We start from the raw sequence: 12,947 nt of genomic DNA, 5'->3' as shown, positions 1-12,947 counted from the left end.
TTGTCAAAAACATCCCTGTTTTTGGCATCCCCTGAACGCTCTTCCCGCCCGCGCTCCAAGCACCGTGCATGAGGATCGAGTTATGAACAACCCGCTTTTTGATATGACCGGAAAGGTAGCCCTGATTACAGGCTCAACCAAAGGCATCGGCCGTTCAATTGCCGAAGAAATGGCCCGGCTGGGCGCGAAAGTTGTTATCTCCAGTCGCAAAGCCGACGCCTGTGAGCAGGTAGCGAATGAGCTGAAGTCGCAAGGTTTCGAGGCAATGGCCATACCCTGCCACGTAGGTAAAAAAGACGATCTACAGAATTTGGTAAACAAAACCAACGAAGCTTGGGGCACGATCGACGTGCTGGTTTGCAACGCGGCTACTAACCCCGTTTATGGCCCAACCTCGGAAATGACCGACGAGGCCTGGGACAAGATCATGGACACCAATGTTAAAGGTAGCTTCTGGCTTACCAACATGGTGCTGCCTCAGATGGCAGAGCAAGGCGAGGGCGCTGTTGTGATGCTGTCCAGCATTGCCGGAATCCGTGGTAACACCACCATTGGTACTTATGGAGTGTCCAAGGCAGCAGAAGCCGCACTGGCGAGAAATCTGGCTGTGGAGTGGGGGCCGAAAGGCGTGCGTATAAATAGTATAGCCCCCGGCCTGATCAAAACCGACTTCGCCAAAGCGCTCTGGGAAGACCCTGTTCGCGTGAAGCGCGCAGAAGATAAAACACCCTTAAGAAGAATTGGCGATCCGGTTGATATCGCTGGTCTGGCGGTATTTTTGTCAACCAAAGCCAGTGCTTACATAACCGGCCAAACCATTGTAGCCGACGGCGGCGAAACTATTTGTTGAAACAGGGCCTCGCGAGTGGCGGTGAGGCCGGCGGCACATAAAGATTAAAGAAGGCTGAGGCGAGCAATGAGTATGAAGCCGGAATTGGTGGACGTTTTACCAGCACATAAATTCGATCAGTCCAGACTTCTGGTCTGGCTGCAAAAGGAGTTGCCAGAGATTGGTAGTCGACTGTCGGTGAAACAGTTTCAGGGCGGTCAGTCGAACCCAACGTTTTTACTGGAAACCGACAGCGGCCGCTATGTTTTGCGCAAAAAACCACCGGGAAAAACCCTACCTTCCGCCCACATGGTGGAGCGCGAATACAAAGTGATGCGTGCCTTGTCCGAGCAAACCAGCGTGCCAGTCCCTGCCGTTAGGATGCTCTGTGAGGACAGTGAGATTATTGGTACACCATTCTACGTGATGGACTTTTTGGAAGGCCGTATTGTCAGCCATTCTGCTCTACGAGAGCTGGATCGCGAGGAGCGATTGCGAGCTCATCACTCTGCCATCGATACGCTCGCTGGGCTGCATTCCGTGGACGTAAATGCTGTTGGCCTTGGCGACTATGGGCGGCCGGAGGGTTATGTGGCACGTCAGGTTTCGCGCTGGAGCAAACAGTATCTGGCGGCAAAAACTGGCGACATGCCTGCCATGGATAAATTGATGGCTTGGTTACCGGAAAATCTGCCGTCGACCGATGAATGTGCCATTGCCCATGGCGATTACCGTTTTGGAAATCTGATGCTGGCGCCGGACACACCGGAGGTTATTGCTATTCTGGATTGGGAGCTTTCCACTCTGGGGCACCCGCTGGCGGATCTGGCCTATTACTGTCTGCCTTACCACCTGCCCTCAGACCTGCCGGGTATGCGCGGGCTTCTTGGAGAGGATTTGGAGGCACTGGGTATACCGGATGAGCAGGCAACCATCGCTCGCTACTGCGCTAAAACTGGGCGTGACAGCATTGCAGACTGGCACGTGTATCTCGCGTTTTCATTGTTTCGGTTGGCTTCTATCCTTCAAGGGGTCTACAAGCGCGCGCTCGACGGTAATGCTGCCAACGCCAACGCTTTGGAAGTGGGCGAGCGAGCGAGCCTGTTGGCTGAAACAGGCTGGGCAATTGCGAGTGCAGGTGAACGAGTATGACAACCCCCATGGTACGGCGAATTCTGATCACCAACGACGACGGCATTAATGCCCCGGGGCTGGCGAGGCTGGAACAGATTGCCCGCAATCTGGCGGAAGAGGTTTGGGTTGTTGCTCCTGAGCATGATCGCAGTGGTGCAGGCCAGAGCATCTCCATTCATCACCCGTTGCGGGTGTACGAAACCGGGGAGAAGCGCTTTGCGATTTCTGGTACTCCGGCAGATTGCGTTCACTATTCGCTGGCACAATGGTTCAGTGAAGCGCCTCCGGATCTTGTGCTTTCTGGTGTTAATTGCGGCGCCAACATCAGTGACTCGGTACAGTATTCGGGAACAGTGGGTGCTGTGCTGAGTGCTCAGCACATGAACATTCCCGCCATTGCCTTGAGTCAGGCTTTTTTGTCCCGGGACGGTATCGACTGGGCACCTGTCGAGCATTTTGGTGAAACGTTGATCCGTAAGCTTTGGCAGCCGGGTGAAACGCGAGCCTGGAACGTTAATTTTCCCGCCTGCGCGGTTGGGGATATTGTCTCCGCGCGCTGGTGTGAACAGTCAAGCGGTTCGATACAGAAAGCCCGCTTGCAAGCCGGCCAGGACTCTCGCAGCTTGCCATATTGGTGGCTCGGGTTTGATCGCAGTTCGCGGCATATCGTAGCGCCGGACTCCGATGTGGCTGTGCTGAGAGATAGGGCGATTGCGATAACGCCATTGCGGCATGAAGCCCCCCTGCCCGGGGAAACGAAAGAATTTGATCTGTCTGCAATGCTGGCAGACTGATCTAAACCTGAAGAGAATAATAATCATGTTCACACGCCACTACGCGGTCTGGCCGAAAGAGTTGCCCAAGACCATGACTTTACCGAAAACTAGTGTGTTTACTAATCTGGATATATCGGCCCAGCGCTACCCTGATCACACCGCTATTATTTTCTATGACGCCCTTATCACATACCGCCGTCTACTGGCGGAGGTGGAAGCCATGGCAGGTTACCTGCAGGCGCAGGGTGTAAAAAAGGGTGATCGGGTGCTGCTGTATATGCAGAACTCCCCTCAGTACGTAATTTCCTACTACGCGATTCTGCGTGCGGATGCTGTTGTAATCCCGGTAAACCCAATGAATAGGGCTGCAGAGCTGGAGCACTTCATTTCTGACACTCGTTCATCGGTATGTTTGGCGGGTCAGGAATTGGTTGAACATATTGCGCCGCTGTTGCACAAAACCAATCTCGAACAGATTGTGGTGGCCTCTTACAGCACATACATCAAGCCCGACACCAATCTGGATCTGCCAGCGGAAGTCGCAAGCCCGGCATGGTCGGATGATGGTGCTGGCTTGGTAAGCTGGGAAGCAGCTATGGCAGAGGGCCACAGGCCGACTGAGCATACCGCCGGCCCGGAAGATCTGGCGGTTATTCCTTACAGTTCGGGCACAACCGGCACACCAAAAGGCTGCATGCACACGCATCGCTCGGTGATGGCCACGGCGGTACATCGAGTGTTCTGGAACTTGAGCACATCAGACAGCGTACAGTTGGCTACGCTGCCATTTTTCCATGTAACAGGGATGACAGGCTCCATGAACGGGCCGATTTTTGCCGGATCCACTTCGGTGATCATGACCCGCTGGGCTCGCACCACCGCTTCTAGGCTCATTGAGCGCTACAAGGTTACCGGCTGGACCAACATAGTCACTATGGCCGTGGACTTTCTGTCTAACCCGGATATCGGCAAATATGATCTCTCCAGTCTTAATATGATTGGTGGCGGAGGCGCGACCATGCCGGTCGCCGTAGCGGAGAAGCTGAAAAAGCTGACGGGCCTGAACTACATCGAGGGTTATGGCCTGTCAGAAACCATGGCCGCAACCCACATTAATCCCAATGCGAAGCCCAAAGCCCAGTGTTTGGGTATTCCGGTGTTTGATGTGGACAGCCGGATTGTTGACGTGGATACCTTGGAAGAGAAAGGCCCGGGTGAAACCGGTGAGATCGTTTCCTGTGGTCCGCAGGTAACCCTAGGCTACTGGAACCGACCAGCCGAAACCGAAGCAGCGTTTGTTGAAATCGACGGTAAGCGTTTCTTCCGCACTGGTGATCTGGCGTATTACGACGAAGAAGGCTACTTCTTTATGGTCGACCGCCTCAAGCGAATGATTAACGCATCCGGATTCAAGGTGTGGCCCTCGGAAGTGGAAGGGTTGATGTATCAACACCCGGCCATTCATGAGGTGTGCATTATCTCGGCGCCGGATCCCAAGCGGGGTGAAACGGTCAAGGCCTGTATAGTACTGAAGCCGGAGGCAGAAGACAGCACCAGCGTTGAGGACATTACCAGTTGGTGCAAAGACAGGATGGCGGTCTATAAAGTACCTACCCTTGTTGAGTTTGTGACTACCTTGCCGAAGTCCCCCACGGGTAAGTTGATGTGGCGAGCGCTTCAGGACGAAGAATGGAAAGGATCGGAGAAATTATGAGCGATAAACCCAGCATTCTGATTATTGGTGCCGGCGCTATCGGCAGCTTCTACGGTGCTATTCTCAAGAAAGCCGGTTGTTCGGTAAGCACCGTTTTACGTTCAGATTATGAAGCGGTCAGAACCCGGGGTATACGCATTACAAGCCCGCTTGGAGACCTGTCTTTCGAACCCGATCGTGTATACCGCGATAGTGATTTGCCAGACGAATCGCCGGACTTTCTCATTCTGTGTGTGAAGGTGTTACCCGGTGTGGACCGGGTTGCGCTGGTTGCACCTTGGATGGGTGAGAAAACCTGTTTGGTTCTGATCGAAAACGGACTGGATATTGAGAGAGAGCTGGCCGACGCTTACCCGGATAATCCGCTAATAAGCTGTCTAGCTTTTATTGCGGCAAGCCGCACAGAATCAGGCGTTGTGGAGCATAAGGCATACGGTAAGTTGGTAATGGGGCGTTATCCAGAAGGCGTTGATGACAACTGTCGGGCCTTATCCCAGCTCTTTATGGATGGCGGTATCAAGATTGATCTGACAGAGCGCGTGGTGGGTGAGCGTTGGCGCAAGTGCCTATGGAATACACCGTTCAACCCTTTATCGGTTGTTGCCAACGGAGCCGATACTTTTACTATTCTGGATACCGAGGGCGGTGAGGAGCTGATTCGGGCCATGATGCGTGAGGTGATGGCTGTGGCTGCCGCGGAAGGCTACCCAATGGATGAGGCGCTGATCGACCAGAACATTGAGAGCACCCGCAAAATGCCTGCCTATAAGAACAGTATGGCGCTGGATTATCTGAACGACCGCCCGATTGAACGGGAGGCGGTATTGGGCAATGTGGTGACGATAGCCGAGAGCCATGGTCTTGCCGTGCCCCATCTAAACACCGTGCTGGTGACTCTGAAAATGCGCGCGGCTCTGGAAGGGCGGGAATAGTGTTTAAAAAGCCTCGCCGAGATGTCTGGCTCAAACCACATACATAACGAGGTTTTCTGCTACACAGGCCGGTTTATTCTGGCCTTTTATTTCCACAGTGGTTTTGTACGTCGCCAGAGTTCTTTTGTCATCCACCGAGACAATGTCGATCAGTTCGACGTTGGTGCGGATCTCAGAGTTCACTGGCACTGCAGCTGGAAAACGCAGTTTATTCAGTCCGTAGTTAATCGTTGCCTTGGTGCCAGTTACCCGCAGTGCTTTAGGGTTGAGCATGGACATCAGGGATGCCGTCAGGTAACCATGGGCGACGGGGCTTTGCCAGGGTGACTCGCGCTTCGCCCGCTCCACATCTATGTGAATCCACTGGTGATCCCCCGTTGCATCAGCAAAGGCCCCGATCATCTCCTGAGTGATCGTAAGCCATGGGCTGTGGCAGTTCAGGCTTCCTTTATGGTCGGACAGGTGTCTAAGTTGTATTTCCATTAAGCCCCCCCTCTCACACCGCGTAACCGGGGTTTTTTCTATCGAGAAGCCGCAACAGTGCTGGCCAGGTGAGCGTCGCTGCGGTGCTCAGAGATTGCGACTGGTCCGCAGTCGTTTTGATGGCCTGCTCTGAGGGCATCCACACTGGGCCACAGCTTTGTGCTTTAACTTGTATTTCGCAAGCTTTCATCAGGAAGTACAGGTATGTGAAGGTTTCCGGTACATCTTTACCGGCGGTCAGAACCCCATGGTTGCGCAGCATCATCATGGACTTATCCCCTAAATCCCGTATCAGACGCTCACGCTCATCCAGATTAAGAGCTACACCTTCATAATCGTGGTAACTCAGGTGCGCCAGACATAGCATGGCTGTTTGGCTCAGGGGCAGTAGGCCGTCTCTGTGGGCAGAAACTGCCACGCCGTCCGGCGCATGCAGGTGCATTACGGCACCTGCATCGTCGCGCCCCATGTGCACAGCGCTGTGGATGGTAAAGCCAGCAGGGTTTACCCGGCCAAGGCCGCCGGACTCCACCACTTGCCCCTCTCTATCAACCTTCACCAGAGAGGAGGCGGTGATCTCGTGGAACAGCAAACCATAAGGGTTGATTAAAAAGTGATGTTCAGGCCCAGGTACCCGCGCGGAAAGGTGGGTAAATACCAGGTCATCCCATCCGAACAGGGCGACAAGGCGATAGGCTGCAGCCAGCTGGCTGCGTACCTGCCATTCCGCCGCTTTGAGAGCTTTTTCTTCGGTGTTGATGGTCATGTTGCTCACCCTGCCTGCAAAAGAGAGGCGTAGTGCTCCAGATGGAAGTCGTCGTCACCCAGCTGGTGGTTGATCATGACCAGACGCTTGGCGTAATGGGCAAAATTATATTCCCATGTCATGCCGATACCGCCGTGGGATTGTATGCCCTGCTCTGAAATGAACTGGCCACTGTGGCCGATAACGTTTTTAGCCGCAGCTAGCACCCGGCGGCGTTCGTCACTCTGTTCTTCGTCCGCCACGCTGGCGGCCAGAATAGCCATGGAGCGAGCCTGCTCAAGTTCAGACATCATATCGACCATGCGGTGCTGCAGTACCTGAAACTTGCCAATAGGCACGCCGAATTGTTTGCGCTGCTTGAGGTAATCCAGAGTCAGCTCGTTGGCGACTTCCATAACGCCCACGGCTTCTGCACATAATGCTGCAATAGCGCGGCCAGCCTGATACTCAATTACCTCGGCAGCTTTGCCTTCTTCACCCAGCAGGGCATCGGCATCTACCTGAACGTTGTTCAGGATAAGGTCGCAGCCTTTAGAGCCGTCAATGGTTGGGTACACCCGGCGTTCAATTCCGGCAGTGTCGGATTTCAGAGCGAATAGGCTGATTCCGCCAGAATCCCGCGCATCGCCAGACGTGCGCGCAGAAACCACAATAACGTCAGCGCAATGCCCGCCGATCACCACCGCCTTGCGGCCGTTGAGCAGATACCCGCCGTCTTTTTTCTCGGCGCGGGTTTCTACATTGTTCAGATCATAAAAGCTCTGGGGTTCCTGAAGCGCAACAGCTGCTTGCAGTTCGCCACTGGCAATTCCGCCCAGCCAGGTTTCTTTCTGGCTATCGTTGCCTGCGTGGCTGATAAGGCCGCCGCCAAAAATGACAGATTGCAGGTACGGTTCAAGGCAAAGGCCACGGCCCAGCTCGGTCATGACCGACTGCACTTCCACGCCGCCACCGCCAAAACCGCCAAGCTCTTCTGAAAAAGGAACGGCTGTCAGGCCCAGCTCACTGAGCTGCTTCCAGAAATCGACGCTGAACCCGGCTTCTGTTTCACTGAATTCAAGGCGTTTTTCAAAACTGTATTCACCGCGCACCAGACGGGCCACGGTGTCCTGCAGCATTTGCTGCTCTTCATTGAGTCGGAAATCCATGGTCGTCTCCTTAAAGCCCGAGAATCATTTTCGATACGATATTCTTCTGGATCTCGTTGGATCCGCCGAAAATCGAGAGCTTCCGGTTATTGAAATACTGAGCTGAGAGAGGGGCCGCGTTTTCGTCCGACAGGAACTCGCCGTCATAATCATGGCTCAGTTCTTCTTCCACAAACGGAATGGCGTAAGGCCCTATGGCTCTTCTTGCCAGATCATTAATAGACTGGCGGATTTCCGTGCCTTTAACCTTCAGCATGGAGCTTTCGGCGCCGGGCATGCCGCCACCTTCAACAGAAGCAATGATCCTGAGGTTGCTGATTCCAGCTGCCATCAAATCGATTTCAACCTTGGCGATGCGCTGGCTGAACGTTGTATCTTCAATCAGCGGACGACCGTTCTTGATGCGGCGAGAGGCAAGTGCTTTCAGGTGGGACAGCGCAGCTTTGGACAAGCCAATGCCGGCCAAGCCCGTGCGCTCGTAGGTTAGGAGGAACTTGGCGTAAGTCCAGCCTTTGTCTTCTTCGCCGACCAGATTTTCAACCGGAACTTTTACATCTTCAAAGAAGACTTCGTTCACTTCGTGCTCACCATCGAGAGTGATGATCGGGCGCACGGAAATGCCAGGCGTGTTCATGTCGATCAGCAAGAAGGAGATACCAGCTTGCGCTTTCACTTCGGTATTGGTGCGCACCAGACAGAAAATCATGTTGGCGTATTGGCCAAGGGTGGTCCAGGTCTTTTGGCCATTCACAATGTAATGGTCGCCCTCACGCACGGCGCGGGTTTTCAGGGAAGCCAGATCGGAACCGGCGCCCGGCTCTGAGTAACCCTGACACCACCAGTCTTCACCGCTGAGAATTCGAGGCAGGTATTTATGTTTTTGCTCGTCGTTCCCGAATTTGATGATAACCGGCGCCACCATGTTTACGCCAAAGGGCACAGAGCGGGGCACGCCATAGCGGCAGGATTCTTCATCCCAGATGTGTTTCTGGACGGGCGTCCACTCCACACCGCCATACTCTTCAGGCCAGTGTGAAGCGTACCAGCCCTGAGCGCTGAGAATCTTCTGCCAGCGCTGATGGTCCTCTTTGGACAGATGACGGAAGCCTTTCACTTTGGCGGCGATATCTGCCGGCAGTTTTTCATCCAGAAACGCTCGCACTTCGTCACGGAAAGCGAGCTCCTCAGTGGTGTAGTTCATATTCATTGGGTAGCCTCGTCGTGTTGGGCGGTTGGGCTTCAGCTAAATGCTGCAATACCGGTTTGGCCACGGCCAAGAATCAGGGCGTGGACATCATGAGTGCCTTCGTATGTGTTCACCGCTTCGAGGTTCATTACGTGACGGATTACGTGGTACTCGTCAGCTATACCATTCCCGCCATGCATATCGCGGGCAACGCGAGCGATATCCAGCGCCTTGCCACAGTTATTGCGCTTGAGTAGGGAGATTGCATCCGGCGTCGCGTCGCCGCTGTCCATCATTCGGCCCAGTTGCAAGGCGGCCTGCAGGCCCAGAGTAATTTCGGTTTGCATATCAACCAGTTTTTTCTGGATCAACTGGTTGGCAGCCAAGGGCCTGCCGAACTGCTTGCGTTCCAGAGTGTAGTTGCGGGCTGCGTGCCAGCAGAATTCGGCTGCGCCGAGTGAACCCCAACTGATGCCAAAGCGCGCTTTGTTAAGGCAGCTGAAGGGGCCCTTCAAACCTTCTACGTCGAGCTTGTTTTCTTCTGGTACAAACACCTCATCCATAAAGATAGAGCCGGTATCAGACGCGCGCAGCGAGAATTTGCCTTCAATCTTTGGCGTTTCCAGACCTTTGGCGCCTTCACGCTCGATAACAAAGCCGTTTACTTTGCCGTCCAGTTTGGCCCAAACCACGAATATATCTGCGATAGGAGAGTTGGTGATCCAGGTTTTGGAACCGCTCAGCAGGTAGCCGCCGTCGACTTTTTTGGCGCGGGTTTCCATGCCAGCCGGGTCAGATCCGTGGTTGGGCTCGGTCAGGCCAAAACAGCCCACCCATTCGCCGGAGGCAAGCTTAGGCAAAATGCGCTTTTTGAGGGCTTCCTTAGCGAAGGCGTGAATCGGGTGAATAACCAGTGAAGATTGAACGCTCAGTGCGGAGCGGTAGGCAGAATCCACACGTTCCACCTCACGAGCGATCAGTCCGTAACAGACGTGATTAAGGCCCGGGCCGCCGTACTCTTCCGGCAGGGTGGCGCCCAGCATGCCGAGATTGCCCATATCAGTGAAGATACTCCGATCAAACTTTTCGTGACGGTTGGCCTCGACAATGCCGGGCATTAGGCGCTGATCACAAAAGCCGCGAATGCTGTCCCGGATCTGGCGTTCGGTTTCATCCAGCTGTTTTTCAAGCTGCAGCAGGTCGTTCCAAGGTGCAGAAGCCATGTTTTTCTCCTCATTAAAAACAGTTTTAACCCGTTCAATCACAGTGGCAGTGCGACCTCCGTTCGGGGTCAGCCGGGCCTATCGATAGGGCTCATAGTCAGTCTAGTGGTACATCCGAGAACCTGAGCGGCAAACTTCGCATTAATCCCGTCTGAGTTAACGAAAACCCACTGCAAATAAATACCGGGTTGTCTTGTTATTTGCGCTAGTGTAGTTTCATTCAGCGAAACTTAGTTTTGTAATGGCTGAGCAAAAGACTAATCCGGGTGTGTGTGAAATGCAAGCAGAGACCTCGTCTATCCATGTGATCCTGCCAAAGGCTATGCAAGTATGAGTACAGCAGATCGCTGGCTGTTACCTTTGGCGGTATTGATCGAGCTGATTGCTATCGGCTTTTCAAGCATTCAGCTCGGTGCAATCGCGGGCGTATTGTTCATTTTTTGTTTTCTGTGGGCGGGTGGGCGCTTACAAGGTTATTCCCGCGTGTTGTTGCTGATTTCTCTGGCGGTCACAGCGTGGCTGTTTGTGCGTGGTCAGTTGGGTATAGACAAGTTGGTTAAGGCGTCGGCTGATGCGGCTTTTTACGCTGCTTTTCTTGGCAGTCTTGGGATGATGCAGTGTTTGGTTAGGCGGTTTGAGGTTCTGCGCCGGATCCACGATGTCCTGCTGGGGGGGCGCACCCTTTGGCTGTATCCCAAGTACGCAGTTGTTAGCTGTGGCATAGCATCGGTATTGAGTTTCGGCATGATGAACCTGCTGTGCGGCAGCCTTTCGGACACGCTGCGAGAGCGCGGAATTACCGGCGAATCTCGCCTGCAATGGCTGCGCAGTGTTCTGATCAGCGCGCTACGCGGTTTTGCACTGGTGCCTTTGGTGGCGCCGACCAGTGTGGCAGTAGCGATATTGACTAAAGAACTGCCCGAGTTAACCTGGCTAATGCTGCTACCTTATGGCCTTGCGGCGTCCGTGGTGCTGATAGGCGTTGGTTGGTTTCTGGAGCAGCGCCGCTTTCGGCAAGTAAGCAGCGAGCGTGTAGCTCTGGAGCGTTGGCCAGCTGGCACGTTGCAGTTGCTGGGGTTGGTCGCGACAGTTTTTTTCATAATGGCAATGATCGTCGCTTTGACCGATTTCAAAGTGTCTGTTGCCGCCATGATGACTGTTCCCTCGGTTACGCTTCTTTATATGATGTGGCAGGAAAGATCGCTTGGAGTGGTACTCAAGGAGGGTGTGACTCAGGTGTCGGCCATGAACAATGAAATGGCGATTTTTGCTGCCTCGGCGATTTTGGGGGTGTCAGTGTCCAGCGTGATTCCGGCGGATGCCCTGAGCGGGCTTGCAACCTCTTCGGGCGGAATGTGGGTACTCGCCGTTGTTGGTATGTTGAGCCTGCCACTATTATCAACCATCGGGATTATCCCGATTACGGTGCTCAGTGTTCAGGCGGGGCTGCTGCCGCAGCTGATGGCAGAAGGCATGGATCCGATTTTGATATCCGTTGCGCTGGTTATCGGCTTTTCACTGGCGATGATGCTTTCACCGTTCGGGCCATCAGTAATGCTGCTGGCCCGCTTTGGTCAGGTTCCGCGCTGGGTGGTGGCATTCCGCTGGAATGGCGTGTTTGTGTTGATTGCTGTGCCGCTGTTACTGGCGCTATTAGCTTTGGAAATGCTTGTCTTGCCCGGAGTTAGTGGTAGTTGAGTTCATCAGCGATTAAAATGCCGCTCACTTTATATACATGAAATTGATCCCCCGGAACTCGGGAGCAGGCGACGTTGTTGGAGGACGCCACACTATGCCCAAAGCAAAAACCACTTCACCGGAACTCATGGCAGCCTCCGGTGACGGCGAACCGGTGAAGCCGGAGAAGGATCGTAAGTTCGTCGAGGCGCTGTCCCGTGGTCTGGATGTGTTGCGTGCGTTCAGCCAAGGCTCTGTCATTCTTGGTAATCAGGATATTGCCCGGATTACTGGTCTACCCAAGCCGACCGTATCCCGTATGACCTACACGCTGACCAAGCTGGGGTATCTGAGTTACAACACCCAGCTGGAAAAATACCAGCTTAGCTCCGGTGTACTCGCGTTGGGTTATGCGTATGTGTCCAATCTGAAAGTTCGCCAGTTGGCCAAGCCTTACATGGATGAATTTGCGCGCCACAACAACATGTCTATAGGCCTGACTTGCCGTGATCGCCTGCACATGATCTATGTAGAAAACCGTTTACCGCCGGAAGCTTCGTTGCTGCGAATGGATATAGGTAAGAAGCTGCCATTGGCGACCACATCGGCGGGCCGGGCCTATTACTGCGCAATCTCAGACAAAGGACGAAAGGTAATTGATGACGCGATGGCGATAAAATATGGCCCGGAAGTCTGGCCCGAGAAAAAGGAAGGTTTGGATCGCGCCATGGAAGACTACAATAAGTACGGCTTCTGTCTTTCACTCGGTGAATGGGATCGCAATATTAATTCTGCAGGTGTTCCCGTTCATCTGCAGGACGGAACAACCATGGCGTTGACCTGCGCTGCTCCGTCTTACTTGGTGCCTGCGGAGAAGCTTCGCGACTCGATTGCACACCAGTTGGCCATGCTGGCGAGTGACATAGAATCGCTAGGCGTTTAAAGCGCCCACGTAAAAAAACCGCAGGATGCCCTCCTGCGGTTTTTTTGTGGGCGAGTTTAAATGGTGGTTGAAACCCTAAGTGAACTTGTATTAAATCGTACAGATATTTCGCTTGTTAAAACTAAATTCCATATAA

General features: G+C 53.8%; 12 protein-coding genes. 7 read left to right on the top strand and 5 right to left on the bottom strand.

What is annotated here, in order from left to right; all coding sequences use genetic code 11:
* Positions 1-82 precede the first annotated feature (82 nt).
* From MWU62_RS00685 to MWU62_RS00665, 5 genes are all read left to right on the top strand, one after another.
* Entirely contained in the window at positions 83-850 is a 768-nt protein-coding gene (locus MWU62_RS00685; RefSeq protein WP_247112951.1) for an SDR family oxidoreductase, read from the top strand.
* Positions 851-916: 66 nt separating this feature from the next.
* Entirely contained in the window at positions 917-1,981 is a 1,065-nt protein-coding gene (locus tag MWU62_RS00680) for a phosphotransferase (RefSeq protein ID WP_247112950.1), read from the top strand.
* On the top strand, positions 1,978-2,757 hold the full coding sequence (surE, locus tag MWU62_RS00675; RefSeq protein ID WP_247112949.1) for a 5'/3'-nucleotidase SurE: 780 nt from the start codon (positions 1,978-1,980) through the stop codon (positions 2,755-2,757). Before MWU62_RS00680 ends, surE begins: the two co-directional genes overlap by 4 nt.
* A 25-nt stretch (positions 2,758-2,782) precedes the next feature.
* Positions 2,783-4,453 carry a long-chain fatty acid--CoA ligase gene (locus tag MWU62_RS00670; protein ID WP_247112948.1) on the top strand — a complete coding sequence of 557 codons (1,671 nt, stop codon included), beginning with the start codon at positions 2,783-2,785 and terminating at the stop codon, positions 4,451-4,453.
* Complete coding sequence (locus MWU62_RS00665; protein ID WP_247112947.1) at positions 4,450-5,385, top strand: 2-dehydropantoate 2-reductase; 936 nt, start codon at positions 4,450-4,452, stop codon at positions 5,383-5,385. Before MWU62_RS00670 ends, MWU62_RS00665 begins: the two co-directional genes overlap by 4 nt.
* 30 nt (positions 5,386-5,415) lie before the next feature.
* Here MWU62_RS00665 and MWU62_RS00660 read toward each other — a convergent pair whose 3' ends face one another.
* From MWU62_RS00660 to MWU62_RS00640, 5 genes are read right to left on the bottom strand one after another with little or no spacing between them, the layout of a single operon-like run.
* The gene (locus tag MWU62_RS00660) at positions 5,416-5,868 is read right to left on the bottom strand and encodes a MaoC family dehydratase (RefSeq protein WP_247112946.1); all 453 of its coding nucleotides are present in this window, start codon (positions 5,866-5,868) and stop codon (positions 5,416-5,418) included.
* A gap of 13 nt (positions 5,869-5,881) precedes the next feature.
* Positions 5,882-6,634 carry a class II aldolase/adducin family protein gene (locus tag MWU62_RS00655; protein ID WP_247112945.1) on the bottom strand — a complete coding sequence of 251 codons (753 nt, stop codon included), beginning with the start codon at positions 6,632-6,634 and terminating at the stop codon, positions 5,882-5,884.
* A gap of 5 nt (positions 6,635-6,639) precedes the next feature.
* On the bottom strand, positions 6,640-7,782 hold the full coding sequence (locus tag MWU62_RS00650) for an acyl-CoA dehydrogenase (RefSeq protein ID WP_247112944.1): 1,143 nt from the start codon (positions 7,780-7,782) through the stop codon (positions 6,640-6,642).
* Between the two features lie 10 nt (positions 7,783-7,792).
* Complete coding sequence (locus tag MWU62_RS00645) at positions 7,793-8,989, bottom strand: acyl-CoA dehydrogenase family protein (protein WP_247112943.1); 1,197 nt, start codon at positions 8,987-8,989, stop codon at positions 7,793-7,795.
* 32 nt (positions 8,990-9,021) lie between these two features.
* Positions 9,022-10,191 carry an acyl-CoA dehydrogenase gene (locus MWU62_RS00640; protein ID WP_247112942.1) on the bottom strand — a complete coding sequence of 390 codons (1,170 nt, stop codon included), beginning with the start codon at positions 10,189-10,191 and terminating at the stop codon, positions 9,022-9,024.
* 330 nt (positions 10,192-10,521) lie between these two features.
* Between MWU62_RS00640 and MWU62_RS00635 the strand changes: the two genes are divergently transcribed.
* Positions 10,522-11,889 carry a hypothetical protein gene (locus MWU62_RS00635; protein WP_247112941.1) on the top strand — a complete coding sequence of 456 codons (1,368 nt, stop codon included), beginning with the start codon at positions 10,522-10,524 and terminating at the stop codon, positions 11,887-11,889.
* Between the two features lie 127 nt (positions 11,890-12,016).
* The gene (locus MWU62_RS00630; protein WP_247113284.1) at positions 12,017-12,811 is read left to right on the top strand and encodes an IclR family transcriptional regulator; all 795 of its coding nucleotides are present in this window, start codon (positions 12,017-12,019) and stop codon (positions 12,809-12,811) included.
* The last annotated feature ends 136 nt before the right edge of the window (positions 12,812-12,947 follow it).

It is taken from the genome of Marinobacter sp. S6332 (assembly GCF_023016045.1).
Classification (GTDB): Bacteria; Pseudomonadota; Gammaproteobacteria; order Pseudomonadales; family Oleiphilaceae; genus Marinobacter.
Note: the sequence above shows the minus strand (reverse complement) of the source record. Positions and strands in the feature narration are given on the sequence as shown.

Bases quoted from the DNA above. Each gene is read 5' to 3' on its own strand.
- MWU62_RS00685 (WP_247112951.1), top strand. From the start codon at position 83: ATGAACAACCCGCTTTTTGATATGACCGGAAAGGTAGCCCTGATTACA.
- MWU62_RS00650 (WP_247112944.1), bottom strand. From the start codon at position 7,782: ATGGATTTCCGACTCAATGAAGAGCAGCAAATGCTGCAGGACACCGTG.
- MWU62_RS00660 (WP_247112946.1), bottom strand. From the start codon at position 5,868: ATGGAAATACAACTTAGACACCTGTCCGACCATAAAGGAAGCCTGAAC.
- MWU62_RS00635 (WP_247112941.1), top strand. From the start codon at position 10,522: ATGAGTACAGCAGATCGCTGGCTGTTACCTTTGGCGGTATTGATCGAG.
- MWU62_RS00640 (WP_247112942.1), bottom strand. From the start codon at position 10,191: ATGGCTTCTGCACCTTGGAACGACCTGCTGCAGCTTGAAAAACAGCTG.
- surE (WP_247112949.1), top strand. From the start codon at position 1,978: ATGACAACCCCCATGGTACGGCGAATTCTGATCACCAACGACGACGGC.
- MWU62_RS00630 (WP_247113284.1), top strand. From the start codon at position 12,017: ATGGCAGCCTCCGGTGACGGCGAACCGGTGAAGCCGGAGAAGGATCGT.
- MWU62_RS00680 (WP_247112950.1), top strand. From the start codon at position 917: ATGAGTATGAAGCCGGAATTGGTGGACGTTTTACCAGCACATAAATTC.
- MWU62_RS00670 (WP_247112948.1), top strand. From the start codon at position 2,783: ATGTTCACACGCCACTACGCGGTCTGGCCGAAAGAGTTGCCCAAGACC.
- MWU62_RS00665 (WP_247112947.1), top strand. From the start codon at position 4,450: ATGAGCGATAAACCCAGCATTCTGATTATTGGTGCCGGCGCTATCGGC.
- MWU62_RS00645 (WP_247112943.1), bottom strand. From the start codon at position 8,989: ATGAATATGAACTACACCACTGAGGAGCTCGCTTTCCGTGACGAAGTG.
- MWU62_RS00655 (WP_247112945.1), bottom strand. From the start codon at position 6,634: ATGACCATCAACACCGAAGAAAAAGCTCTCAAAGCGGCGGAATGGCAG.